Raw genomic sequence first — 26,159 nt, forward strand, 5'->3', positions numbered from 1 at the left:
GCTAATTTGATGCTTTCGAATCATTTGACGAATTTTCAGAATTACGCGTATGAGTTGTTGTCTGTTTTGATGAATTAGATTTGTTAAAGACAAATTTATAAGCACTTGCTAAAAAACCTACGGTAATTCCCGCAATGACAATCGGTGCTAAAAAACGACCTGGTTTCTTCATCGTATTTTCCTCACTTATTTGTTTTTATAACGGCCAAAAAAGGACGACCACTCAATATAGAGTGGTCGAACTTATCACAAAAATCAAAGATTTTTTGTACTGTTTATCTGAAAATTAGTTTCATCTACTAAATTTCGTCATTTTCTCCAGTAGATCCAAACGGTTTATTTACTGGTGGTTGTGCTGGATTTACTTGCGCAGAATCAGCGGGTTTTGCGTCAGATGACACGGTTGACGGTGAAGTTGTAGTTGTCGTCGGTGCAACTGTAGATGTTGACGAAGTAGTCGTTGCAGATGAACTACTGGCAGATGGAGTGCTCGTAGTGGTAGTAGAAGGTGGTTGATACAGAGGATTTGGTTCATTCGCTTCTTTTTTAGCTTTATCTAACAAATCACTCAATAGTCTTTCAGCTGGTTGGCGACCACCTAAACCAAATGCAAGAGCGAAAGCAACTGTAACTGCGCCTAGAGTTAAACCAAATGCAAGATTAACGATTGAATCCGCAATACCCATCGCTCTTAAACCAAGCGCAAGTACTAGACCAATAATTAGCACACGAACTAAACTACCCAACCAACGCGAGCTATTATATTCACCACGTTGAACTACGTTTGCCACAACATTGGCAAGCCAGAAACCAATAACCAAGATTACTGCGCCCAATAGAATGTTTGCACCGAAATGGATAAACATTGCGATTAGACCACTAATCTGATCGAAACCAAGACGATCCGCAGCTTCAGAAACTGCAAACAGCATGGTAAAGAATACAATTAGCCAGCCAACTGCATTAGAAACTTTAGTTTCACCTAAAAAGCGTTGTACATCTAATTTTGCAGGAATTTCATCAACGCCTGTACCTGCAATTAATTCAGCGACTAAGCGGCCAACAAAACGAGAAACAATATAAGCAACCAGCAGAATTAAACCAGCAGCAATAATATTTGGAATTGCCTGCAAGATTTCATTGAGCATTGCTGTCGCTGGCTGAGAAATTGTCTCAATGCCTAAAGCTTCAAACGCCACAATCAACGTGGTAATAATGATGATTGCAAAAACAAATGAACCTAAGAATTTGCCTACGTTAGAGCTTTTGAAAAGACCAATTTTTTCAGCTTGAGCCTGAACACCTAAGCTATTTACCAAACCTTCAACAATACCACGTACAATTTTTGCCAAGATATAACCAACAAAAACGATAACGCCAGCGATAAAGATATTTGGTAAGAACGCTACGGCGTCATTTACCATATTTTGAACTGGAATCAGTAAGCCTGTTAATCCTAGTATTGAAAGAACAATCGGAAGGAAAAGTAACAATACAAGCCAGTAAAGAATTTCACCAATATTTTGGCTAATTCCACCTACACCCACTTCGCTGCTTAACTTATCATCGAGTTGAGTTCGCGATAAGACATTGGTCACCCCTGCTCGCACCAGTCGAGCAACGATCCAACCAATAAAACCTACCACAACAGCAGCAATAATATTTGGAATATAGACGAGTACCTGATTCACCATATTGCTGAACGGGCCACTTACTCCACTAATGTTAAGTACATTGAGAGCTGCGACAACAGCTAAGATTAAAATAAACCAGAATACGACTTTTGAAATAAGGCCTTCTATATTTGGAGTACGCCCAGTCGCTGAAGATAATTTTGCATTGGTATTTACCTTTTGCAGGAGTTTTTTAACACCTGCCGCAACCAATAAAGCAATTATCCAGCCTACCAGTAAGATGACGATTGCAGCTAAAATAGGATGAAACTGATCCCAGTAATACATCGCATCAAACTGAGCGCCGCGAGGCCCATCAAAAAATTCATTCATATTGTTATGTCCTCAATTGTTATGTTCTTTTCAGTGCTATCAATAATGAAAAACACTTTTCGTTGTTAAAAATGACGATGAATGCGGTCTATCTCACCTTATGTTTTGAATATTTTCTAATCAACACAGTTCTGCATAAATACAACAAATTGATGCAAAAGGTTGCAAAAAAAGCCTTCAGGTCACGTCCTAAAGGCTTTCTATAAAGATATACTGGTTAGCTTATTACCCTTTATAAATATTTAAATCTGAAGTGCTCTTAATGACATGTGGTGTGGCCTCATGTTGAAAAGCGGCTTCTTCTTTAGGTGTTTTGCTGTGATCAGCAACCATGTAGACGATCAATGCAATAAGAAAAAGCCCAACAATAATTAAAATGTAAACTGGCAATCTTCTTTTTTTCGCAGTTTCTTCAGGACTCGTCACATGAGGTGGTTTTGAAAAATCATGCATCTTCTTTCCCCTCTTCTTTTATCATTAACTTTATAATCATCATAGCAATTTGGTTTGTTGCATTGTGTGAAAAAGCATTATGCTAAGGTGTCTGTGGTTGCAAAACTCTACTATTAAAATCATAAAAACAGTATAAAATTTAGGCGAAATTATTTTACCCTTAAAAAATAATGATGAGTTATGCCCCAGCTTCTTCAATGTTCTATTTGTAATACAATATGTTTTAGCGCTCACTTTTTATAAAATAGGCTATAATAAGCCCCCTTGTTTTAAAGCTGCTCTATTTTATGATGTATCGTCAGCAAAACGTAACACTTGATCTCGACACTGACGTCACACATCAATGTTATTTACATCAGACGAGAGACGAACATCTCATTGGTATTATTGAATTTAATAAACCAAGTTATGAACTCAAATGGGGTGATTTAGAGTATTTTCGTCGCCGTACTGAAGAATTTTCCGTCATGCCGTTTCCTGACTGCATTAATGCCATGATTGTTGATATTCGTAATATCAATATTTTTTTGGATAATGAAGTTCCGATTTTACCTTGGCGTTTGCTTGAAGAAGACTGCCCTGTTCGCTTAGTTGTCCCTCAAGATCGTTTGGAACATTATGCAGGTCTTTTTGAACCAACTTGGCTTTCAACTGATGTAGATAGTGCAATCGCAGAAATTCGCGAATTTATGGATATGTTTGTCCACTAATAAACATATCCATAAAATTAATTTTTAAGTAATTCCAAAATAAGATTTATTACCAGTAATTTTCTACCGCAATATTTCCCTCACCTCGACGATTCATCGTCAAACCACGTCGTTTTAAAGCCTCTTTAGTGTCATCTACCATTTGCGGATTTCCGCAAAGCATGACATGGCTAGTGGCAGGGTTCAGTTCTATACCAGCAGATTTTTCTAGTTCACCATTTTCAATCAAAATTGGTAAACGCTCATGTAACGGTGCAGATGGATCACGGGTAATAATTGAAATAAATTTAAAACCATTGTGCCCTTCTCCAAAAGTTTCAGCAATCTCTTGAATACGAACGACATACGCTAATTCAGCTTCAGTACGGACACTGTAAACCAAATTAATCTTTTGATAATTAGTCCAAGTTTCAAAGTCTTGTAGCATCGATAAAAATGGAGCTAAACCTGTACCTGTTGCCAGTAACCATAAATCATGCGGTAAAGGTTGTTGATAGCGAGCTAAGGTCAAATAGCCATAAGGTATTTTTTCTAAGTAAAGCTCATCATCTACTTTTAGATGTTGAAGATTTGATGTAAATGCGCCGTCGGGCACTACAATCGAAAAGAATTCAAGCGTTTCATCAAATGGTGAGGAGACAACCGAATAAGCACGAACAACAAGCTCCTCTCCAACTTTCAACCCAATACGTGCAAATTGCCCAGCCGTAAATTTAAAATGAGCAGGGCGAGTCATGGTGAAACTGAAAAGAGTTGGGGTCCAGCGGTGTACTGATAAAACTTTTTCTACGCTAAATTTTTCAATTGACATGATTTCAACGTGGCATGAAATAGTGCGCTCATGTTAGCATGACAGCCGAAATAATGAATACTTTTAAACGTTAAGGCTTTTTAAACATGCGCATGACATTACGCCAGTTGGCTGTTTTTGTAGCAGTCGCTCAAGAAGGAACTGTCACTAAAGCCAGTGATGCGGTCAGACTGACGCAAAGTGCAGCAAGTATGGCTTTAGCAGATTTAGAGGATGGCCTTGGTGCTCCTCTATTTGATCGTTTAGGTAAACGATTACAGCTTAATGATTTAGGTCGCTTTCTATTACCACAAGCCCTAGAAATATTAGGTCGCTGTGAAGCTTTTGAACAAGCTGCAAAAGGTGAATTGCAAAGCATTGATTTACGTATTGGGGCCACTTTAACGATTAGTGATTACCTCATGCCAGATTTAATGGCAAACTTTTTACAGCATCATCCTAAAGCACATTTACAATTACAAGTGGGCAATACACGCCAAATGATTGAAGCAGTTAATCAATTCCAACTTGATTTAGCTTTAATTGAAGGATCATGTCATTTACCTCAGCTCCAATGTATCCATTGGCGTGATGATGAGCTTGCAGTATGCTGTTCCCCAAATCATCCATTAGCACGCTTAAATAGACCTTTAACAGCTCATGATTTTCTTCAAGTCGAATGGATTTTACGTGAAGAAGGTTCAGGAACGCGTGAAGTATTTGATAACGCTATATTGCAAGATCTACCAGACGCGAATATTCGCCTCACCCTTGGTCACAATGAAGCAATCTTAAAAATTGTTGCTGGTGGTTTAGGTATGTCATGTATTTCTAAACTTGCTATTGAACCTCTAATAGAAAAGGGTCAATTAGTGATCTTAAATACACCTTTCTGGCAGCTTACCCGCCCACTTTATATGTTGGTACACCGTCAAAAGTATCAGGGTCCAGGCCTCAAAGCATTCTTACAATTTTGTGAAGATCAGGTTTAAAACCTGATCTTTTCATTCATTAACGTCGAAAATTTGACAACAATTCGCTTGTGATCGCTTTATTGTGATTCGCAATTTTATTTTTCTTGGTTTTCGCAGGATTTGGGTCAACACGCTCAATTTTGATCGCTTTAAATTTGCCCTGATTATCTGCGGCAAGAAATCTTACTTTTTCATTTCTTTTCGGTTCGCCCTCTGATGCAGGGAAATCAGAAATATGAAAGAAAATATCTCCTTCAGTAGTTTCAATAAAACCAAACCCTTTATCAGGGTTATATTGTTTTACCCATCCAGTATAAAACTCTTGCTTCATGATCTTTCCCCTACTTTTCCAATCCAGTTGTTGCGGTAAATAAAAAAGAGACTCACGATTCCGTTTTAAAATTATACGGTTTAATGAAGTCTCTTTTTATTACGATTTCAAAAAATTAATCTTTTTGTACACTACCAAAAATTTTATCACCAGCATCGCCCAAGCCAGGAACAATATAACCTTGTTCATTTAAGCCATTATCAATAGATGCTGTATAAATTTGCACATCTGGATGAGCTGCTTCAACTTTAGCAACACCTTCTGGAGCGGCAACTAACACCATAACACGGATATCTTTACACCCACTCGCCTTTAACACATCAATAGCAGCAACTAAAGAATTACCTGTTGCCAACATTGGATCAATAATCATCGCAAGACGGTTAGCGACATCTGGAACTAGTTTTTTATAATAAGTACGAACTTCTAGAGTTTCCTCATTACGCTCAAGACCTAAAACACTCACTTTTGCGCTTGGAATTAGGTTAAGTACACCATCCAACATACCAATTCCGGCACGTAAAATCGGTACAATCGTTATTTTCTTACCAGCAATACGCTGTGTAGTAACAGTTCCAGCCCATCCATCAATTTCGCAATCCACAACTGGTAAATCTTTTGTTGCTTCATACGTCAATAACATAGTCACTTCCTGAGCAAGCTCACGGAAGTTCTTGGTACTGATATCAGCACGACGTAACAAACCTAATTTATGACGAATAAGTGGGTGACGAATTTCTTGAATGGCCACAGATGTTACCTAAAAATATAAAAACGTATTTATTATAATCTTTTTTTAATGCTCAATAAAAAAAAGCCTCCAGTTTTGGAGGCTTTTTTGTACACCAGACTTACTGTTGTGAAAGCATGAAATGTAATGGAGATAAAATTTCTGCTTTTAATGCCAAATTAATCATTGGATCTGGGTAAACACCCAAAATAATAACTAATGCAGCAGCAGCCAATACCATTAAACCACCCACTTTTTGTCCCCAATGAGCATCTGCATCAATACGAGGAGTTTCTGGTGGTGTCATATACATGACAACCATCACACGTAAGTAATAGTACAAACCAATACCACTACCCACAATAATCATTGCAGCTAAGAACCAGTGTTGAGTTGTTACAGCTGCCATTACCACCAAGAACTTACCAATAAAGCCTGCTGTTAATGGAATACCAGCCAAAGACAACATCATGACTGTTAAAGTTGCTGTAAGTACTGGACGGCGCCAGAACAAACCACGGTAGTCTGCAAGACTTTGTGCTTCATCTACGTTGTTATATGGGCTAGACATTAACGCTACCGCACCAAAGGCACCGATAGTTGTTAATACATAAGACACCACATATACAGTTACACTGCCCAAGCTTGCATAAGTCATGCTAATTAAAGCAATTAACAAATAACCAAAATGAGCAATAGATGAATAACCAAGAATACGTTTTAAGTTAACTTGACGAACAGCGAGTAAGTTACCAACCAAAATCGACAATACAGCAATGATTGTCAAAATAGTTACTAACGAGTTCACCATCATTGCGCCCGAAGCAAGCATATAGCGCACGAATAAACCAATTGTTGCAACTTTAGCAGCAGTTGCTAAGAAAGTTGCCATTGGTGCTGGTGCACCTGCATATACATCCGGTGTCCATTTATGGAACGGCGCAAGCGACAATTTAAATGCAACAGCAAAGATAATAAGTGCTAAACCTAATAACACCATTGGCTGTTTGATTGCTTCAAATAATGCTTGTACAGAATCATAGAATGAAAGCGAACCAGTATATGCATAGATATATGCCATACCCATCAACAACATTGCAGAAGCTGTTGCTGAAAGTACAAGGTATTTAATACCCGCTTCAAGTGAATTACTACGTTGATACGTATAAGCAAGTAAGCCATACACAGGAATCGACATTAACTCAAGGCTAATGAAGAACGACGCGTAGTGAGAACTTGCAACCATCAACATTGCACCTGCTACTGAAGCAAGTAACAAAAGGTATAACTCTTCGCGGTTGTCTTTATAAGTTTCGATATAGGCGTGGGACAAAGTACAACAAGCCAATGCCGCAATCAAAATCATAAATTGATAGAACATGGTAAATGGATCAACCATAAACATGCCCATCACATTTGCCGGTACAAACTTACCGCCAAATACTGCAAATAAAATATAAAGTGCAGCGAGGTTTAAACCAACAACAGAAGTCGTTGCGATTAAATTATGATTACGCTTAATAGAAATTAACAACATGACGACGATTGTTGTCAAAGCAACAATCATCACCGGAGTTAAAGGCATAAGCGTAGAGTATGATACTGTGAAGTTCATGATTATTGGATCTCCACATGGTCAAGTTGAGTAGCTGTTTGCTGAACAGTTTCAACGACTTCTTGTACTGGCACATAACTATTGACTAACCACTGCATGCTTGAATGAGATACATCCAAGAATGTTTGTGGGTAGATACCAAGCCAAACGAGACCAATCGCACAAATCATCAAAATACCAACTTCACGAGCAGATAAGTCTTTCAATGGACTAGTGTAATGTTGCTTTTGTTCAGGATTTGGTTCACCAAACAAAGCACGGTGAATCAAGATCAAGCCATATAAACCTGCGAATACAAGGCTGATAGAAGCAAGAATCGTGAAGACAGGATATTTATTAAATGAACCCATCAAAATCAGGAATTCACCAATAAAGTTACCTAGACCCGGCACACCTACAAGAGCAGCAACGAAGAACATTAAGAAAAATGGCAAGTACTGAAGCTGGCCACGAAGACCACCCATTAAACGTAAATCACGTGTATGTAAACGTTCGTAGATTTGACCAGACATAATGAACAATGCAGCTGATGACAAACCATGTGCCAACATCATGATCATTAGACCTTGGAAGGTCAAAATGTTACCTGCGTAGATCGCAAGTAAGATAAAGCCCATGTGTGAAATCGACGTATACGCAAGTAAACGTTTCATGTCAGTTTGCTGGTAAGCACACCATGCGCCGTAGAAAATACCAATCAAACCGAAAATAATCGCAATGTCTGCAAATTGTGCAGAAGCTGTCGGGAAGAATGGAATAACAAAACGAAGTAAGCCATACGCAGCTGTTTTAATCAAGATACCCGCTAAGTCTACAGAACCTGCTGTAGGTGCTTGAGCATGCGCATCTGGTAACCAACCGTGTAATGGGAATACTGGTAACTTCACCGCAAAACCGATGAAGAAACAGATCATGAAACCGTATGCTAAGCCCGCAGGTAAATGGTTAGCTACAGCTAATAAATAGTTGTAATCGAAACCGATCATGCCTGTCATCATGTAGCCATAAACCACAAGACCAAGGATACCGATTAACATCACTAGACCAGCGATCTGCGTGTAAAGGAAGAACTTAGTCGCAGCGTAAACACGTGAACGACCGTTTGAACCTTTATGACCCCATAACGCAATCAAGAAGTAGATTGGTACAAGCATCATCTCCCAGAAGAAGAAGAACAAGAACAAGTCAATCGCTAAGAATACACCGATAACGCCACCTAAACTCCATAAGAGGTTTAAATGGAAGAAACCAACGTTCTTTTGAATCTCTCCCCATGAACAACCAACAGCAAGTACACCAAGTAACGCTGTTAATAACACCATGAGTAAAGATAAACCATCCACAGCTAAGTGAATGCCAATACCGAGTGATTGAATCCACGGTAAATAGAACTCAGCAGACCAAGTTGGGATTTTAGAACCCAACTCGTAGCTATAAGTTCCGCTTTGCCAAAGCGCAAGACCCAAGCCCAAAGTAATGAGCATACCAATTAAGGCAATCCAGCGTGGCAAAGTTTTGTCGAGTTTATCGACTAACCAACAAATAAAACCGGCAATGAACGGAACAAGGATCAGCGCGGGTAAAATTAAATTGTTTTCCATTTTATTTCCCCACTACCTGAATAACGATCAAGATCATCAATAACACCACTACACCGAGTGACATGCTTGATGCGTATTCACGCAATGAACCTGTTTGACGTGAGCTTGTAAAACTGTTTCCGCCTTTCACAAGTGCAGGAAGAACCAACCACAAACCGTCAATCGGATCACGGCCAAAGATTTTGGCGAAGAATAAATAAGGTTTAACAAAAACGATGTCATACAACGCATCAAAACCAAAAGCGGTACGGCAAATATGTGCCAAACCTGAACCCAAACTTGTTTGAGCAAATGATTTCACTGCACCATAAGCAAATGTAAATAATGCTATACCAACAACTAGACCAACTAGCGCAATACCTACCGCTAAATGCTCTGCCCCATGCATGCCTTCTACAAATTGTTCAGCTACATGGAATTCAGGAATTTTTGCAGTATTCAGAATACCTGCTACTGGAGCTTTTAAGATTGCACCTACAAAAGTAGACAATACAGCTAAAATACCCAATGGAGCCCAGTAAGTTGCACCCTTAATTTCATGGTAAGGCGTGTTTTCTTGACCAAAGAATACAACCCAGATTAAACGGAATGTATAGATTGAAGTCAGGAATGCACCTGCTACACCCACCCAATATAAGGTGTGATATAGGGCAACTGATTGACCTTGTACCCAAACTTCACCAAGAATCGCATCTTTAGAGAAGAAGCCGATAGTCAAGAATGGAATCGCTGCTAATGCACCGCCACCAATCGCGAAACAAGCAAACAGGAATTTGTTACGTTTGAACAAACCACCCATTTTGAAAATGTTTTGCTCGTGATGGTAAGCCAGAATAACCGCACCAGAAGACAAGAATAATAATGCCTTAAAGAATGCGTGAGCCAACATGTGGAACAAGCCAGCTTGATAAGCTTCCGCACCTACAGCCATAAACATATAACCCAACTGACTCATTGTTGAGTAAGCCAAGATACGTTTGATGTCTGTTTGAACGAGTGCAGCAAAACCTGCAACTAACAAAGTGACTGCGCCTGTTACTGAAATGAATTGCATCACTTCAGGAGCAAGTTCAAATACGCTGAATAGACGACAGCATAAGTACACACCAGCCGTTACCATTGTTGCAGCGTGGATCAATGCAGAAACAGGTGTTGGACCTGCCATCGCATCTGCCAACCATGTTTGCAATGGAATTTGAGCAGATTTACCAGCAGCACCTAAGAACAACATTAATGCAGTCCAGATGGTAAGTGACGAGCTCTTCGTCATTACTTCTGCTGCGTGTTCAACGATGTACTGAGTATTTAGCGTACCAAATTGTTGGTAAAGCAAGAATAAAGCAATAAGCAAGAATACGTCACCAACGCGGGTCACTGTAAACGCTTTGATCGCTGCCCAACCATTTGCAGGGTTTGCATAATAAAAACCGATCAGCAAGTAAGAGCAAAGACCTACGCCTTCCCAACCCAAGAATAACAACGCCAAGTTGTCACCCAATACAAGCACAAGCATGCTGGCAACGAATAGGTTGAAATAAGAGAAGAAACGCGCATAGCCTTCTTCACCACGCATGTACCATGACGCAAAGATGTGGATTAAGAAACCAACACCCGTGATCATGCCCATCATGAGTAAAGATAAGCCGTCTAGATGTAAGCTAATGCCAGGGGCAAAACCGCCAACATTGAACCATGTCCACAAGTTTTGAACAAAAACTTGCTGTCCACTCGTGGTAAATGCCATTCCAGCAATGAGTGCAAATAATGCAGATAAACCTACAGAACCTACACCAATAACTGCTGCAACGTTTTCAGAGAGTTTGTCTCGTCCCGCCGCCAATAAAATAAAACCGATTAGCGGAAATAATACTGTTAGATATAAATAACTCATCCGCGCATCTCACTAGCAGCATCCACATCCAAATGATGGAAGCGATGATAGAACTGAAGGACAATCGCAAGACCGATACATGCCTCTGCTGCTGCAAGGGTCAAAATCAGGATGAACATTACTTGTCCATCTGGTTGTGCCCATACGCTACCCGCAAGAACAAATGCCAATGCTGCAGCATTCATCATGATCTCAAGGCTCATTAACATAAATAATAGGTTGCGTCGCACCATTACACCGTAAAAACCGAGTGCAAAAAGGATGGTTGCAACAATCAAACCATGTTCTAAAGGAATCTGGCCCATTATTCTTTTTCCTCTTCTGCACCTGGTTCACGTTTACCTAAGTGGTATGCTGCAACAAGGGCTGCTAGCAATAACATCGCGGCAACTTCAACCAATAATAAATAGTGAGTAAAGAGTGCTTGACCAACGACTTTTGGTCCAATCACTTGTGCCCCAAGCGGTGCTGAAATAGTAGTGTATTCACCACCAAGCATCCAAACTAAAAGCAAGCCGAGTAAAAAACTCATGAGTGCTGGATATGCCCAAGCATCTGAAGAAAGCCATTTACGTTCTTGTTCAACGGTGTGTTGACCTAAATTCAACATCATCACCACGAAGACAAACAGAACCATAATCGCTCCGGCATAGACGATGATTTCAAGAGCACCTGCAAAAGGCGCCCCCACGATCATGAAAATACCAGCAACAGCAAGCAATGAAACAATTAGACTGAGTAAAGCGTGTACAGGGTTCGTGTTAGTCACTACACGAACCGTAGAAACGATGGCCACGAGTGCCATCAAATAAAACGGCCACATCATGGTAATAGACTCCGTACATCGATTGGTGCACTTTCTTTTTGTGCTTGACCTTTCTCTTTACCGTTAATCGCCATACCCGTTACACGGTAGAAGTTGTAGTCTGGGTATTTGCCCGGACCTGAAATGAGTAAGTTTTCTTTCTCATAAACAAGATCTTGACGTACGTATTCGCCTAACTCGAAGTCTGGGGTGAGCTGAATCGCAGTTGTTGGACATGCTTCTTCACACATACCGCAGAAAATACAACGTGAGAAGTTGATACGGAAAAACTCCGGATACCAACGACCATCTTCTGTTTCTGCTTTTTGTAATGAGATACAGCCAACTGGACATGCAACCGCACATAGGTTACATGCTACGCAACGCTCTTCCCCATCAGGGTCACGCGTTAATACGATACGACCACGAAAGCGTGGCGGCACAATCTGTTCAGCCGGAACTTCTGGATATAAAATCGTGTCACGTTTACGCGTTGCATGGCTAAATACCATGAGTAACGTACGTACAATTGATCCAAATCCAGCTAGAAATTTATACATTTTGTACTCCCTGCTGTCCTAGGCCTGATTCATCAGAATCACAGCACCAGTCACTAACAAGTTGACCAACGCCAATGGCAAACAAATTTTCCAACCAAAGTTCATGACTTGGTCATAACGTGGACGCATTAAAGAACCACGTGCCAAAACAAACATCATTACAAAGAATGCTGTTTTAATCACAAACCAGAATACTGGCGGAACAAATGGAATTTCTAAATTGAATGGTGCTAACCAGCCACCGAAGAATAAAGTCACGATCAATGCAGAGATCAGTACTACGTTGACATATTCAGCAACGAAGAACATACCCCATTTCATACCACCATATTCAACATGGTAACCTTCAGCCAATTCTTGTTCTGCTTCTGGTTGGTCAAATGGATGACGGTGAGTTACCGCAACACCAGCAACCACAAAAATCAAGAAACCTAAGAATTGTGGAATAACAAACCAAACATCACGTTGTGCTTCAACAATTTCACGAAGGTTAAATGAGCCTGCAATTGCAACCACACCCATCAATGAGATACCCAAGAACACTTCATAAGAAATGGTTTGAGCAGCCGAACGTAAACCACCAAGCAATGAGTATTTGTTATTTGAAGCCCAGCCACCAAACAATACTGCATAGACAGCAATACCAGCCATCGCCATAAAGAACAGCAAACCGATACTCATGTCGGCAACACCTAGTGAAGGACTCACCGGGATTACCATGAATGAAAGAACCGCTGTTGCCATTGCAACAGCTGGTGCTAAACGGAATGTAAGTTTGTCAGCAAACTTTGGTGTCCAGTCTTCTTTGAACATGATCTTGAGCATGTCGGCAACGATCTGGAACATACCACCAGGACCAACACGGTTTGGACCATAACGGTCTTGCCACCAAGCAAGTAAACGACGCTCAATAAAAGACATCAACGCTGCAACTAAAACTACAACAAGCAAAATCACAACTGCTTGAACTACAGCGTAGGCGATTGGCCAGTTCTCAGCCCAAAGTGGCGTTTGACGTATAATTTCTTGATTCATGAATTACACTCCTAAAGCCACTGAAACAGGCTCAGCTAGTGACACCATTGGTGCTAAACCAACTGGGTAACCAATATAACCTGTAGGTAAATATTCAATTACTTGTACCGGCAAGCTTACAGTCGTTTCGCCTGCTTTTACTGTAATGCGTTGACCTTCTTGAAGGTTCAAACGAGTTGCATCTTGTTCGCCCACTGCAAACACAGCTTCAGGAATACGAGTTTCCATTGCAGGTGTTTTAATCGTGAATTCACCAGAACCAAAAATATGATGCATTGGTACTAAGCGGAAACTTTCAGGGTTTGCAACAACCGGCACTGGAGCAACATAGCTACGTGCAGGGCGTTTTGCCAAGCGATCGAATAAACGAACACCCGAATCACCACCTTTTAAGTGACCACCGACTTCATCTTGGTATTTGTTCCAAGATTGTGGAGAGTTCCAACCCGGAGCCCATGCAAATGGTACTAATGATGATGCTTTTTGCGGACCAACATAACCTTCCATTGAGAATGTTAATGCTGAATCTGGATCGGTAGGCTGTTTAGGCTCATGAACCGATAACGGCGCACGCATTGCTGTACGACCCGAATAACGACGTGGTTCACGCGCGATTTTCAAGCCATGTACACGGTAACCTGCATCAGGTGCTACATCTTGGATAGCTTCGAGTACTGGTACATTTTTCACGATGCTTTCAATTACATCGTCAAGCAATGTCCAATCTACAGCTTTACCTTTAATGCCAGTTTCAATGGCATGTAACCAACGCCATGATTCTTTAATTGCGTATTCAGGTTTGTAGTAACTTGGATCGTAAACTTGATAGAAGCGCTGTGCACGACCTTCTTGGCTTACAACAGTACCATCACCCTCTGCAAAGCTTGCTGCTGAAAGAACGATATCAGCCTGTTTCACAGTTTTAGTTTCACTGTGATCAAGCACAATTACTGTTTCAGCTTTATCTAATGCAGCTTTTACTTGTGCAGCAGGTAAGCGACGGAACAAGTCATTTTCAACAATAACCAGTGTGTCGTAGTCTTGAGCAAAGGCTTGTTCAAGGCTTAAACCACCAAACAATGCCAAGCCCATAGAGTTCACTTCAGGAACTACAAGACTTAAACCAGCTTTAGAACCTAAGTTCTGAGTTAACTGTGCAGCAGCTTCCATAATAGAAGCATCTTGCAAGCTTGTACCCGCAATAATTAATGGTTTGTTTGCTGCTTTTAGAGTGTCAGCAATGGTTTGAGCAAATGCTTTTGCATCTTCATCTAAACCACTTACAACTTCACCACTCACTGCCGCAGCAACTGCAAAGCCTAAACGCGCGATGTCATTTGGAGAAGCAACCACTTCACCAGTTGCAATGTCAGCAAGACGAGTTTGAGTTGCAGCTAAAATGTAAACCGGAGATTTTGCTTCTTGACCAATACGTTGTACAGGCTCAGCCAACCAATCTGGTGTACGTGTTTTTGCAGCCATTTCGCGTGCTTTGTTTTTCGCAGCTTGGCGAACAGACAATGCCATACGAGGTGCAGTTTGAGTTAGGTCTTCACCTAAGATCAGAACAGCATCATAGCTTTCAATTTCACGCATGTTCGGGTTGTAAATACCCTCGGTTTGCATGATAGAGGCAGCAAGTTCAACAAGCTTTTGCTCTTTTTGTGCAATACCAGTTGAGTAGTTTGCCTGACCTACAAGCTCACGTAATGCGTAGTTTGATTCTAAGCTTGCGCGAGGAGAACCAATACCCAAAACTTTTTTGCCTTGAAGCTTCGCAATCGCTTGATCGAGAGCTTGATCGACAGAAACAGTTGCAACAGTTTCGCCATTACGGAACTGTGGCTGACGTGGACGGTCTGCACGGTTGACATAACCTGTGCCAAAACGACCTTTGTCACAAAGGAAATATTGGTTAACTGAACCATTAAAACGGTTTTCTACACGACGAATTTCACCATAGCGTTCACCCGGAGAAATGTTACAGCCAGAAGAACAGCCTTGACACACGCTTGGTGCATACTGCATGTCCCATTTACGGTTATAACGCTCTGAATGAGTCTTATCAGTGAATACACCTGTTGGACATACTTCAGTCAAGTTACCAGAGAATTCAGACTCTAAAGTACCTGATTCCGGACGACCAAAGTAAACACGAGATGCATTGGCATAAACACCAAAATCTGTACCGCCTGCATAGTCTTTGTAGTAACGAACACAACGGTAACAAGCAATACAACGGTTCATTTCATGCGCAATGAATGAGCCGAGTTCTTGGTTGTAATGCGTACGTTTTGTAAAACGATAGCGACGACGGTCATGACCTGTCATTACAGTCATATCTTGTAAATGACAGTGACCACCCTCTTCACAAACTGGACAGTCGTGCGGGTGGTTGGTCATCAAAAATTCAACAATAGATGCACGGAAATCCGTTGCTTCTTTGTCTTCAATTGAGATATAGGTATTGTCAGATGCTGGTGTCATGCAAGACATGACCAAACGACCACGCGTATCTTCTGGATTCGCATATTGCGTAACAGCACATTGACGGCAAGAACCAACCGAACCTAAGGATGGATGCCAACAAAAATATGGGATGTCGATGCCCAGACTCAAACATGCTTGTAGCAAGTTTTCCGAGCCGTTGACTTCATACGATTTTCCATCGACATGAATTGTAGCCATAGTCGAATTCCTTAAGCTTGTTCTACGTTGCTGGTTTGCACGACAGGACGATTCGTCACTTTCGCTTCAAACTCACCACGGAAATGTTTGAGTGCGCCCATAAGCGGCTCCATCGCACCTGGTGCGTGGGCACAGAAAGTTTTACCAATCCATAATTTACGAGTTAGTTCTTGTAAATGGTCGATATCTTCTTTCTTACCTTCGCCTGCTTCAAGTGCTTTAAGCGCTTTAACAGCCCATGGCAAACCATCACGGCACGGTGTACAGAAACCACATGATTCACGCGCAAAGAACTCTTCTAAGTTACGAGTGAGCGATACCATACATTGAGTTTCGTCTACCACCATTAACAAACATGTTCCCAAACGAGAACCTGCTTTCATAATCGTGTCCGCATCCATTGGTAAATCAATGGTATCTGCTGGTAAAAAGTCAGTTGAAGCACCACCTGGCAACCATGCTTTGAGCTTTAAGCCCTCACGCATACCACCTGCATGATCTTCAATGACTTCACGTGCAGTTGTACCAAACGGCAATTCCCAAAGACCTGGGAATTTAACTTTACCCGATGCACCATAAATTTTAGTGCCTGGATCTTTTGATTTACCAGCTGATAAACCGATATACCACTCTGGTCCACGAAGCATGATTGCTGGCAAGTTGTTATAAGTTTCAACGTTGTTCACAATCGTCGGACGGCCCCATGCCCCTGCAACTTGCGGGAACGGTGGCTTAGTACGAGGGTTAGCACGACGGCCTTCAAGCGAGTTAATCAATGCAGTTTCTTCACCACAGATATAACGCCCTGCACCCGTATGTACATGCAGATCAAAATTCCAGCCAGAACCTAAGATGTTTTCGCCTAAATAACCTTTAGCACGAATCTGTTCTAACGCTTCATTTAGATATTGAGCAGCCTCGATGTATTCACCACGGATAAAGATATAACCTTGAGTTGCTTCTAAGGTATAACCCGCAATTAACATGCCTTCGATCAATTGATGTGGAAGTTTTTCCATCAACAAACGGTCTTTAAAGGTACCCGGTTCCATTTCGTCGGCATTACAGATCAAGTAACGTGGACCACCATCATTTGGTGCCATCAATGACCATTTAATACCCGCTGGGAAACCCGCACCACCACGACCTTTTACAGTTGCAGCTTTAATGACGTCTAACACTTCAGCAGGTTTCATGCCTAATGCTTTTTTAAAGCCTGCATAACCTTCAAGTGCTTCGTAATCATCAGCACTACGTACCGCTTCTTGTTTGCTTAAACGCCAAGTGAGCGGATGAGTTTCCGGATTACCGTCGCCATAAATTGGTTTTGGTTCAGTATTCATACATACTTCTCCAATAACTGTTTAATTGATGTCACTTCGACTAAACCGTGAGTATCTTCATCAATCATTAAAGTTGGGCCTTTGTCGCAGTTGCCTAGGCAGCAAATCGGAAGCAACGTAAAACGACCATCTGGTGTCGTTTGACCATACTGAATTCCTAATTCGCGCTGGAATGCTTCAGCAAGTGTTTCTGCACCCATCAAGAAGCAAGCAATTGAGTCACAAAGCAAAATCACATGACGACCTACCGGATGGCGATAGATACGGTTGTAAAATGTTGCGACACCTTCCAAATCAGCAACGCTCATCGACAACAACTGTGCGATAGCATTCATCTGAGCGTCATCTACCCAACCATTACGGCGCTGTACGCATTTCAATGCATCCAAAGAGGCTGCACGAGGGTATGGATAGTGACCAATGTGATGTTCGATATCGTGGATTTCTTCTGCAGTCAAAATCCCTTCAACATTCACACGTGGTTTTTTATCAGTCAAAATCATCATTATGTGTTACCTCTTAGCGATCCACGTCAGCCATAACCACGTCAATGGTCGCCAGATAAATGATTAAGTCAGATACTAAACTTCCGTTAATCACTGACGGCATTTGCTGTAAGTGAGTAAACGTCGGTGTACGAATACGAGTACGATAACTCATGGTCGCTTTATCTGAAGTCAAGTAGTAAGTACTTGCACCTTTAACCACTTCAGTCATAAATGATGACTCGCCCGCTGGCATGACAGGACCCCATGAAACGCTCAAGAAGTGCGTAATCAAGGTTTCAATATCTTGTAATGTCTTATCTTTCGGTGGTGGAACAGCCAATGGATGATCCGCTTTGTATGGACCAGAAGGCATGTTATCCAAGCACTGTTGAATAATTTTTAGCGACTCGGTAATTTCACGGAAGTGAACAAGCACACGTGCATAAGCATCGCCTTCATACTCAACCGGCACATCAAAATCGAAGTTTTCATAGCCGCTGTATGGACGATATTTACGTACATCAAAATCGATACCTGTTGCGCGTAAACCAGTACCAGTTACACCCCATGCGAGTGCAGATTTGGCATCGTATTGTGCAACATTACGCGTACGACCAATAAACACAGAGTTTTTCAATGCTGCTGTGTAGTATTCGTTTAAGCGTTTAGGCATCCACTCTAGCAATTCTTTAACAAGCTTTTGCCAGTTGTTTGGAAGATCGTGTGCTGTACCGCCAATACGGAACCATGCTGGATGCATACGGTAACCCGTGATTGCTTCAACAATGTCGTAAACTTTTTGACGGTCTGCGAACATATAGAATACTGGTGTCATACCACCGGCATCCTGAATTGCCGTACCACAGAATAATAAGTGGTTATTGATACGGAACAATTCGTTCAACATGACACGAATCACTTGCGCACGTTCAGGAACTTTAATACCTGCCATTTGCTCGACAGCCATCACATACGGCATGTTTTGAGCACAACCACCTAGGTAGTCAACACGGTCAGTATAAGGAATGAAAGAATGCCATGTTTGACGTTCAGCCATCTTTTCCACACCACGGTGGTGATAACCGATATCAGGTACACAGTCCTTCACTTCTTCGCCATCTAACTGCAATACAACACGGAACGCACCATGTGCAGATGGATGGTTAGGACCCAAGTTCAAGAACATAAAGTCTTCATCAGCGTTACCACGCTTAAGACCCCAGTCTTCCGGCACAAAACGTAAGTGCTCTTGTTCAAAGTCTTGTTTCGCTTTGTCTTGCATGTACGGCGTATATTCTGTCGCACGTGCTGAGTATTCTTTGCGAAGCGGATGACCTTCCCAATACGTTGGCAACAAAATACGACGGAGCATTGGATGCCCTTCGAAATTGATACCGAACATATCGTAAGCTTCACGTTCATACCAGTTGGCATTTGGCCAGATATTTGTCGCTGTCGGAATGTTAAGATCATTTTCGTTCAAGGCAACCTTGATACGAATGTCACTATTACGCTCAAGCGATAATAAATGATAGAACACAGTGAAGTCAGATGCTGGTAGACCATCACGATGAACACGTAAACGTTCATCCATCGCAGATAAGTCAAATAGCATTACATACGGACGTTCCACTTTACGTAGGAACATAAGGACTTCTTGCACGCGTGCGCGCTCAACCCAGACTGTTGGAAACTCTTCAAAAGTCGCCTGCACGTAAAAGTTCTCACCAAATTTGGTTTTGAGCTCTTCTACGATTGCAAATGCTGGGCGTGAATCAACTGCTGTTGACTCTGGCATAGCAATGTCAGTTTCAGCCATTGGCTTGGCTTCCTATTTAATACAAATTCTGTCAATTTTCTCGATGAACATATCAGTTAGATATGTCAAAACACCGTCAAAAAATTATTTAATCTCATCCATAGAGCGTAAGTTTTTAACGGCAATACGCTGTGCATTCTTACGGTCACGTTCTGGCATCATCTTTGGCTTATACACTGGCTGAAGATCATCACCGATCACGGCAGAAAGCGGGCGTCGCTCTAATTGAATCTGGTCTTGTAAAAGCATTAAAGCTTGAATTAATGCTTCAGGACGAGGCGGACAACCTGGGACGTACACGTCAACAGGAATAATTTTGTCTACACCTTGTACTACTGAATAGATGTCGTACATACCTCCAGAGTTTGCACAAGCACCCATCGAAATGACCCATTTAGGCTCTAACATCTGTTCATAAAGACGCTGAATAACTGGTGCCATTTTTACGAAACAGGTCCCTGCAACAATCATCAAGTCAGCCTGACGAGGTGAAGCACGGATAACCTCTGCACCGAAACGTGACAAGTCATGCACACCTGTTAAGGTCGTTGCATATTCGACGTAACAACATGAGGTACCAAAGTTAAATGGCCACAAGGAGTTTTTACGTCCCCAGTTTACTGCTGTATGCAAGACATCCTCTAAACGAGTCATGAATACGTTTTTATTCACTTCCTCTTCAAGCGGATCCGTCACAATTTGACGTTCTTGCAATGGGTATTGATCAGCATCCGGATTCGCGCGGGTCAGAGTATATTTCATCCCGACTTACTCCTTTTCAGATGACAATGCAGGTGTAGTTTTTGACTTAACACGACCTGATGATTGAGCTGGAATCTGGCCTGTAGGGTCAGTTACGAGCTCTTCAATAGAATTAAAGCGTGTAATTTCAGCAATGTTCATTGTTGGTGAACCGATTTTAATCGCCTCACCTGCTGATTTACGGCGATCTGCTGGCGACCAACTTAGAGCACCTACAGAGAAGGCATAAACAAGCGCAATCAATAAATCAACGACAAAGATCACAACAGTGGTATATCCCAACCACCCTACTTCACGCACAGAAGTAGACCATGCATAGAGGTAAAGAGCCTCTAAGTCGAAGACAACAAAGAAAATTGCGACTAAATAAAACTTTGCAGACAGGCGAATGCGAGCGCCACCAGCACTCACGACACCTGATTCAAACTGCTCTTGCTTAGCACGTCCCCACGATTTTCCCCCGAGAAGTAAGGGAACTGTGAGCATAAAGACGCAAAGAAATGTAACGCCGATCACGAAGGCGATAATCGCCCAGTCGTATGGAGTAATGGCACTCATGCGGGGATAACTCCTGGCAGGCCTATTTATTTAACAAAGAATGTATGTATTGGCCTTCAAATACACCAAACACAAAATTAATCCCGCCAATTGTACCTGATTTCTAATTTCCCATGCTAGTTGAAGCGTCTTAGTCTTTCGGATGATTTTCCCAACAAAACTATTCATCTATGTGTTGTAAGGGGGGTTTCACCGCACATAATCGGTTTATTTAATAGTTTCTTTATTTATGATGATTTTTTTCATTTTTTAATTTTAGAATATTTACACAGTTCATCGACTATTAAGTTTTAATAACTTACTTTTTTATAATATTAGTTTGTTTTTTATTGTATTCAACTTCTCCTCTGAATTATGATGAATGTTTAATCATGCATAATATTTTATTACTCTTAGATAAGAGTATTTATCATTAAGGGCAGCTGATGCCATACTCACTTCGTGAATTTTCACCTTTCTCCTTTTTAAAATATTTTCTCCTGTTTAGCATCATTATTGCAGTATGTTGTTTCATTGGCATCGCATCTCGCCCTTTAAGTTTTCTCGCGTTTTTTTGGCCTGCCAACTCCGTTTTACTTGGCTTGCTCATTCGCTTCCCGAACACACGTCGACTAAGCACATTTTTAGGTGCATATAGCGGCTATGTTATTGCCGATCTATTTCAAGGCACGCCCTTTGCTCTCACACTCGTTTTAACAACTTCAAATTTTCTTTATGTTGTTACTACGTTTGCGCTCTATATATTTTTTAATCAGCATATTAAAGCAGCCTACCGAGGCTATTCTTACCTCTTTTTATTTGCTCTATGCGGAGTCGGTAGCGTAGTAGGCGGATTGTTTGCAGCAACTTTCGTGCCTATGTTTAATACTAAATTTATGTTGGGTGGTTTGTTGGATGAATTCGGTTATTGGTTCACTTCTGAATTGCAAAATGCTTTGCTTCTTTTACCTATCATATTGAACCTACCTCAATATAGTCAGGTAAAGCATTACTTTTCGAGAAGTCGTGGGTTACAGGCAACCGTCCTTTTACCTTTTGGGGCTGTTCTGATTTCCATCGCAGCCAGTTATTATGACTCCGGTCCCGGTTCGCTACTCTACCCCATTGCTGCGCTCATCTGGTGCGCTATTCGCTATAAACCTATTGTTGTTGCACTCATTACGAGCCTTACCAGCGCCTATATTATTTATCATGTTTCCGGACATTACCTTTTGCTCTATCCGAATGAGTATTTCAGCAATACGATTTCAATTCGTATAGGGTTAATCATGATGACGATTGCCCCTCTGACAGTTTCGAGTATTAGTGTTTTACATTCAGAATTAATTCAGAAGCTTCAACATGCAATTGCACATGACGAGCTGACTTCTAGTCTTACTCGACGCCAGTTTTTACAGTCGGTCAGATTACTTCAAGAAAAAGTACAAAAAGAAAATAAAACCTCAGCTTTTTTCATGTTGGATGTCGACCATTTCAAACAAGTCAACGACAACTACGGTCATCAAATCGGTGATCGTGCGCTACAGACTTGTGTCACCACGATTCAAAATATTTTGCATCCTCATGATTTGTTAGGCCGCTTGGGCGGTGAAGAATTTGCGATTTTTATTGCAGATACCAGCAAGGAAAGTGCTTTTGAACTGGCAGAACAAATCCGAATTAAAATTAGCCAGCAACCTATTTATATTTATGGAAAATTACCCATTTTCATACAGGTGAGTATTGGTATAAGTTTATATTCCCCATCGTCCCATAGAGCGATTGAGAGTTTGTTTAAAGAAGCAGATGACGCTTTATATCAAGCAAAACGCCAAGGACGTAATCGGGTGTTTATCTCTTTATAATTTTTTCATTTCATCATCTAGTGTAATGAATTTTATACAATAAGCTGTATTTTGCCATGTATGCTAATAACAGATAATAAGGAGAAAAATGCATGACTCTAGAATATACGCACAAACCAAATTACTACTTGTTTGCACAGCTACTTGTGCGACATATAGAAAGCTATATTCACAAACATCCAGATGCTAATAATGCAATTTTTGACTTGCGGGATGTCTATGAAATATTTAGACAGGATTTTGCGTCAACCACAACAAACCTAGAAGGTATTTTGCATATTGCTGATGAATATAAAATAGAAACAATTAATGGAGACCAACCTCTTATTCAAAAATACCAGATTGATGCAAAAAATAATTCGTTACTGATCGACTTTAATTCCGATGCGTTAACCAGCTTAAGAAGCGGAAAACCTATTTTGGAACCAGATGCAACTCGACTATAAATAGCCCAATAAAAAAGCACCTTATGAAGGTGCTTTTTTATTGGCTTTTAAAGGAGGCTGTTTAAAGCGTTTTGCTGGCCATGTCATGATAAAGCGAGCGCCACCCAAGCTTGGGCTTTCATCGACTTTAATTTCACCACCAAACCAATATGCAATACGACTTACAATAGACAATCCTAAACCATAACCACCCGACGCACGAGTACGGCTATCATCTAAACGAGCAAAAGCTTCAAATACTCTTTGACGGTCTTGTTCAGGAATACCGGCACCATCATCTTCAACACACACAAAGGCCATGCCATCGCTGTGAATGCCACCGGTAATTCGAACTTTATTATCGCAATAACGAACCGCGTTACCTACCAAGTTTTGAACAACACGATGTAAATAACGACGCTCTGCATCTACTTTTACATAAAGAGGAGGAGCAACCAGTTCAATTTCTTTTTGCGTTTTTAAAGCTTCAGTTTCGACAGCAACCTGATCCAACACATCAAATAAAGTAATTTCATCGAAATCTAGTGAAGGTGTACCCTGCTCTAGTTTTGCATAAGTCATGATTTCATCAATTAAAGTATTGAGTGCTTCAATATCTTTATCAATCATATCGACCTGATGCATACGATGGTTGTAATCATCTTCTTCAGCCAACATTTCTGTACCAAAGCGAATACGAGCCACAGGTGTTCTAAGCTCATGAGATACTGCTCTCATTAACTCACGCTGAGCCTCAATTAAACGCTGGATATGATCAGACATGTTGTTATAACTTGATGCCAAGTTTGCCATTTCGTCACTTCCTTCAATAGGAACACGCAATGACAAATCACCAGACTTCATACGGTTTAATGCATAACGCACTTGGCGAATTTTACGCTCTAGCGGCAAGATCAACCCATAAACGCCTAGACTCAACAAGAATAAGCTAAATAAGGTAATCCCTGCTGAAAGCTGCAAAGGCATCCAATTAAACATCGGCACCGGTCCAAGCACGAGAACCTGTGTAGGATGATTCGGGATTGGAGATACGATTGAAATAGTTGTACCGCGAACTGTTGCACTGTCTTTGTACAACATGACGCTTTGATCTTGGCGTAAACGACCAATTTGCTCAGAGTCCAAATTAACGTCTTGAATATTGTAGATATTAATTGGATAAGAGAAATGTTTTTGAATCTTGGCAAGATATTCTTGTTCTTGCCCCGGATAAAACATTAGATAATCAAGTACAAAAATAGGGAGAGCCTTCATTTGGCGCTCACTAATCTTGTCGACTTTTATAGATAGATAATGCTGTGGGTCGTCACGCAAGCCAATAATGATATACGCAATACTATTACTGGCATCGTAACGGACAACAGACTTTTGAGCTTCGATTCGTTTTTTCTCGGTACGAGATAACTCAACCTTGCTTGCATCAGTATAGTAAATTGGAAGTTCCAATAAATCTGATGCGTCTGAAACCCAGTCTATTTTCTGTTGCTTCCCCGGTTGTCGAGCCACCCCTTCACTAATGACATAAGAAATACCATCAGTTAAAGATTCTCGGTATTCTTGTGCCCGTTGATAATTGATGATTTGTACAAGCAAATAACCAAATACAGCAACCAAAACAACAAGAATTACCAGTCCCGCATAAATTCGCAGGAATATACTGTGTTTAAACACTCGATCAACCTTATAGGAAGTTTATTCCGACCTTATAACCCGTTGGTTTCTTTAACGAACAAGTAACCTTTACTACGTACTGTTTTAATACGCTTTGGATTTTCAGGATCATCGCCAATTTTTGGACGAATACGTGAAATACGGACGTCGATTGAACGGTCCTGACCATCGTATTCGATACCACGTAAACGTTCGAAGATATCTTCACGCGATAAGATACGACCAGCATTTGATGCAAGCAACCATAATAGGTCATATTCTGCGCTGGTGAAGTCAACAAGTTCACCATTTAGCGTTACAGAACGACCGCCATTGTCGATGACAAGGTCATCAAACTCGATACGCTGTGCAACTTCATCTTCTACAGTTTTGTCTGTGCGACGTAAGAGTGCACGGATACGCGCTAAAAGAACACGCGGTTGAACAGGTTTAGCGACATAGTCATCTGCGCCCATTTCTAAACCAAGTACCTGATCCATATCTTCTGTACGTGCAGTCAACATAAGAATCGGTTGATGGTAATGTGGACGAACTTCACGGCAAACAGTTAAGCCATCGGCACCCGGCAACATGACATCCAAGACCACTAGGTCTGGTTGTTCACTGATAATACGACGAATTGCACGGTTACCATCAGTTTCTACACCAACTTCTAAACCGTTGCGAATTAAATATTCTTGAGTTAAACGCGCTAAGCGCTCATCATCTTCAACGATCAGAATCTTTGGTAACTTTTCTTCTTGGCTCATATCATTGCCCCTATAAATCTCGTTTCATGCATCTTAAAAATCTTGCAGATACATTCGTTTATCATTTGCAATATACACACGTTTACATTGTAAACAAGTAGGCGTTCACCAAACTGATACATGACAATCGTATTTTGTTGCATTTTATTAGCCTTTGAATTTTCACGTGTTTTTAAGATTTATTTATTGTTATTAAATTTCATATTCTATTCATATTTCCAATGTATGAATATTAAACAAATTATTTCTCTGTTTAGTTTAAATTTATTTAAGTGTTTGTTTTTTGAGTT

At 40.9% G+C, this 26,159-nt stretch carries 26 protein-coding genes; 4 read left to right on the forward strand and 22 right to left on the reverse strand.

From position 1 onward, the window contains the following. Position 1 precedes the first annotated feature (1 nt). From KTI78_RS09800 to KTI78_RS09810, 3 genes are all read right to left on the reverse strand, one after another. Positions 2-172 (reverse strand): hypothetical protein, encoded by a 171-nt coding sequence (locus KTI78_RS09800; protein WP_016142085.1) that lies wholly within the window; start codon positions 170-172, stop codon positions 2-4. Positions 173-299: 127 nt separating this feature from the next. Next, a complete protein-coding gene (locus KTI78_RS09805; protein ID WP_262445979.1) occupies positions 300-2,006 on the reverse strand; it encodes a mechanosensitive ion channel in 1,707 nt (568 codons plus the stop codon). Between the two features lie 225 nt (positions 2,007-2,231). Beyond that, a complete protein-coding gene (locus tag KTI78_RS09810; RefSeq protein ID WP_005803268.1) occupies positions 2,232-2,459 on the reverse strand; it encodes a hypothetical protein in 228 nt (75 codons plus the stop codon). A gap of 290 nt (positions 2,460-2,749) precedes the next feature. On the opposite strand from KTI78_RS09810, the gene KTI78_RS09815 reads away from it, so the two are divergent. Then, complete coding sequence (locus tag KTI78_RS09815) at positions 2,750-3,169, forward strand: hypothetical protein (RefSeq protein WP_171067949.1); 420 nt, start codon at positions 2,750-2,752, stop codon at positions 3,167-3,169. Between the two features lie 49 nt (positions 3,170-3,218). On the opposite strand, the gene KTI78_RS09820 is transcribed toward KTI78_RS09815, so the two are convergent. Next, positions 3,219-3,980: a ferredoxin--NADP reductase gene (locus KTI78_RS09820; protein ID WP_262445980.1), complete on the reverse strand. Its 762-nt coding sequence runs from the start codon at positions 3,978-3,980 to the stop codon at positions 3,219-3,221. 86 nt (positions 3,981-4,066) lie between these two features. On the opposite strand from KTI78_RS09820, the gene gigC reads away from it, so the two are divergent. Continuing rightward, positions 4,067-4,951 carry a LysR family transcriptional regulator GigC gene (gene gigC, locus KTI78_RS09825; RefSeq protein WP_224993313.1) on the forward strand — a complete coding sequence of 295 codons (885 nt, stop codon included), beginning with the start codon at positions 4,067-4,069 and terminating at the stop codon, positions 4,949-4,951. A 19-nt stretch (positions 4,952-4,970) separates the two neighbouring features. Here the strand turns inward: gigC and KTI78_RS09830 are convergent, their stop codons facing one another. The 15 genes from KTI78_RS09830 to ndhC all read right to left on the reverse strand — a co-directional run bounded on the left by KTI78_RS09830 (position 4,971) and on the right by ndhC (position 21,159). Next, positions 4,971-5,264: a cold shock domain-containing protein gene (locus KTI78_RS09830; RefSeq protein ID WP_016142089.1), complete on the reverse strand. Its 294-nt coding sequence runs from the start codon at positions 5,262-5,264 to the stop codon at positions 4,971-4,973. Positions 5,265-5,379: 115 nt separating this feature from the next. Then, positions 5,380-6,015, reverse strand: coding sequence for a uracil phosphoribosyltransferase (upp, locus tag KTI78_RS09835; RefSeq protein WP_002120045.1), 636 nt, complete (start codon positions 6,013-6,015; stop codon positions 5,380-5,382). A 100-nt stretch (positions 6,016-6,115) separates the two neighbouring features. Next, positions 6,116-7,609, reverse strand: coding sequence for an NADH-quinone oxidoreductase subunit NuoN (gene nuoN, locus KTI78_RS09840; RefSeq protein ID WP_016142090.1), 1,494 nt, complete (start codon positions 7,607-7,609; stop codon positions 6,116-6,118). A gap of 2 nt (positions 7,610-7,611) precedes the next feature. Then, positions 7,612-9,210: an NADH-quinone oxidoreductase subunit M gene (gene nuoM / locus KTI78_RS09845; RefSeq protein ID WP_002120006.1), complete on the reverse strand. Its 1,599-nt coding sequence runs from the start codon at positions 9,208-9,210 to the stop codon at positions 7,612-7,614. A 1-nt stretch (position 9,211) separates the two neighbouring features. Further along, positions 9,212-11,101, reverse strand: a complete 1,890-nt coding sequence (gene nuoL / locus KTI78_RS09850; RefSeq protein WP_224993317.1) for an NADH-quinone oxidoreductase subunit L — start codon at positions 11,099-11,101, stop codon at positions 9,212-9,214. After that, the gene (gene nuoK, locus KTI78_RS09855) at positions 11,098-11,406 is read right to left on the reverse strand and encodes an NADH-quinone oxidoreductase subunit NuoK (RefSeq protein WP_000529822.1); all 309 of its coding nucleotides are present in this window, start codon (positions 11,404-11,406) and stop codon (positions 11,098-11,100) included. Before nuoK ends, nuoL begins: the two co-directional genes overlap by 4 nt. Continuing rightward, the gene (gene nuoJ, locus KTI78_RS09860) at positions 11,406-11,924 is read right to left on the reverse strand and encodes an NADH-quinone oxidoreductase subunit J (protein WP_014205902.1); all 519 of its coding nucleotides are present in this window, start codon (positions 11,922-11,924) and stop codon (positions 11,406-11,408) included. The genes nuoK and nuoJ overlap by 1 nt, the downstream gene beginning before the upstream one ends. Next, positions 11,924-12,466 (reverse strand): NADH-quinone oxidoreductase subunit NuoI, encoded by a 543-nt coding sequence (gene nuoI, locus KTI78_RS09865; RefSeq protein WP_002120012.1) that lies wholly within the window; start codon positions 12,464-12,466, stop codon positions 11,924-11,926. Before nuoI ends, nuoJ begins: the two co-directional genes overlap by 1 nt. Before the next feature lie 18 nt (positions 12,467-12,484). Then, positions 12,485-13,501, reverse strand: coding sequence for an NADH-quinone oxidoreductase subunit NuoH (gene nuoH / locus KTI78_RS09870; RefSeq protein ID WP_004703499.1), 1,017 nt, complete (start codon positions 13,499-13,501; stop codon positions 12,485-12,487). A gap of 3 nt (positions 13,502-13,504) precedes the next feature. Next, on the reverse strand, positions 13,505-16,189 hold the full coding sequence (nuoG, locus tag KTI78_RS09875; RefSeq protein ID WP_262445983.1) for an NADH-quinone oxidoreductase subunit NuoG: 2,685 nt from the start codon (positions 16,187-16,189) through the stop codon (positions 13,505-13,507). An 11-nt stretch (positions 16,190-16,200) separates the two neighbouring features. After that, positions 16,201-17,532 (reverse strand): NADH-quinone oxidoreductase subunit NuoF, encoded by a 1,332-nt coding sequence (gene nuoF / locus KTI78_RS09880; protein WP_002120030.1) that lies wholly within the window; start codon positions 17,530-17,532, stop codon positions 16,201-16,203. After that, positions 17,529-18,038: an NADH-quinone oxidoreductase subunit NuoE gene (gene nuoE, locus KTI78_RS09885; RefSeq protein ID WP_003653477.1), complete on the reverse strand. Its 510-nt coding sequence runs from the start codon at positions 18,036-18,038 to the stop codon at positions 17,529-17,531. Before nuoE ends, nuoF begins: the two co-directional genes overlap by 4 nt. A 13-nt stretch (positions 18,039-18,051) precedes the next feature. Then, positions 18,052-19,839, reverse strand: a complete 1,788-nt coding sequence (nuoC, locus tag KTI78_RS09890) for an NADH-quinone oxidoreductase subunit C/D (RefSeq protein WP_002120052.1) — start codon at positions 19,837-19,839, stop codon at positions 18,052-18,054. Positions 19,840-19,923: 84 nt separating this feature from the next. Further along, positions 19,924-20,601 carry a NuoB/complex I 20 kDa subunit family protein gene (locus tag KTI78_RS09895; RefSeq protein WP_002050353.1) on the reverse strand — a complete coding sequence of 226 codons (678 nt, stop codon included), beginning with the start codon at positions 20,599-20,601 and terminating at the stop codon, positions 19,924-19,926. A gap of 6 nt (positions 20,602-20,607) precedes the next feature. Then, positions 20,608-21,159: an NADH-quinone oxidoreductase subunit A gene (gene ndhC, locus KTI78_RS09900; RefSeq protein WP_003653481.1), complete on the reverse strand. Its 552-nt coding sequence runs from the start codon at positions 21,157-21,159 to the stop codon at positions 20,608-20,610. A 425-nt stretch (positions 21,160-21,584) separates the two neighbouring features. On the opposite strand from ndhC, the gene KTI78_RS09905 reads away from it, so the two are divergent. Together KTI78_RS09905 and KTI78_RS09910 are read left to right on the forward strand one after the other, a co-directional pair. Continuing rightward, positions 21,585-23,003 carry a diguanylate cyclase gene (locus tag KTI78_RS09905; protein WP_262445984.1) on the forward strand — a complete coding sequence of 473 codons (1,419 nt, stop codon included), beginning with the start codon at positions 21,585-21,587 and terminating at the stop codon, positions 23,001-23,003. A gap of 92 nt (positions 23,004-23,095) precedes the next feature. Next, positions 23,096-23,449 carry a hypothetical protein gene (locus tag KTI78_RS09910; protein ID WP_016142094.1) on the forward strand — a complete coding sequence of 118 codons (354 nt, stop codon included), beginning with the start codon at positions 23,096-23,098 and terminating at the stop codon, positions 23,447-23,449. Between the two features lie 21 nt (positions 23,450-23,470). Here the strand turns inward: KTI78_RS09910 and bfmS are convergent, their stop codons facing one another. Genes bfmS through KTI78_RS09925 form a run of 3 tightly spaced genes read right to left on the reverse strand, consistent with a single transcriptional unit; the run spans position 23,471 to position 26,048 of the window. Continuing rightward, a complete protein-coding gene (bfmS, locus tag KTI78_RS09915; RefSeq protein ID WP_016142095.1) occupies positions 23,471-25,120 on the reverse strand; it encodes a sensor histidine kinase BfmS in 1,650 nt (549 codons plus the stop codon). A 32-nt stretch (positions 25,121-25,152) separates the two neighbouring features. Next, positions 25,153-25,869, reverse strand: a complete 717-nt coding sequence (bfmR, locus tag KTI78_RS09920; protein WP_000076440.1) for a response regulator transcription factor BfmR — start codon at positions 25,867-25,869, stop codon at positions 25,153-25,155. Next, positions 25,866-26,048: a hypothetical protein gene (locus tag KTI78_RS09925; protein WP_031945548.1), complete on the reverse strand. Its 183-nt coding sequence runs from the start codon at positions 26,046-26,048 to the stop codon at positions 25,866-25,868. The genes bfmR and KTI78_RS09925 overlap by 4 nt, the downstream gene beginning before the upstream one ends. Positions 26,049-26,159 lie beyond the last annotated feature (111 nt).

Origin of the sequence: Acinetobacter sp. WU_MDCI_Abxe161 (assembly GCF_025514355.1) — a bacterium.
Lineage (GTDB): Bacteria > Pseudomonadota > Gammaproteobacteria > Pseudomonadales > Moraxellaceae > Acinetobacter > Acinetobacter pittii_E.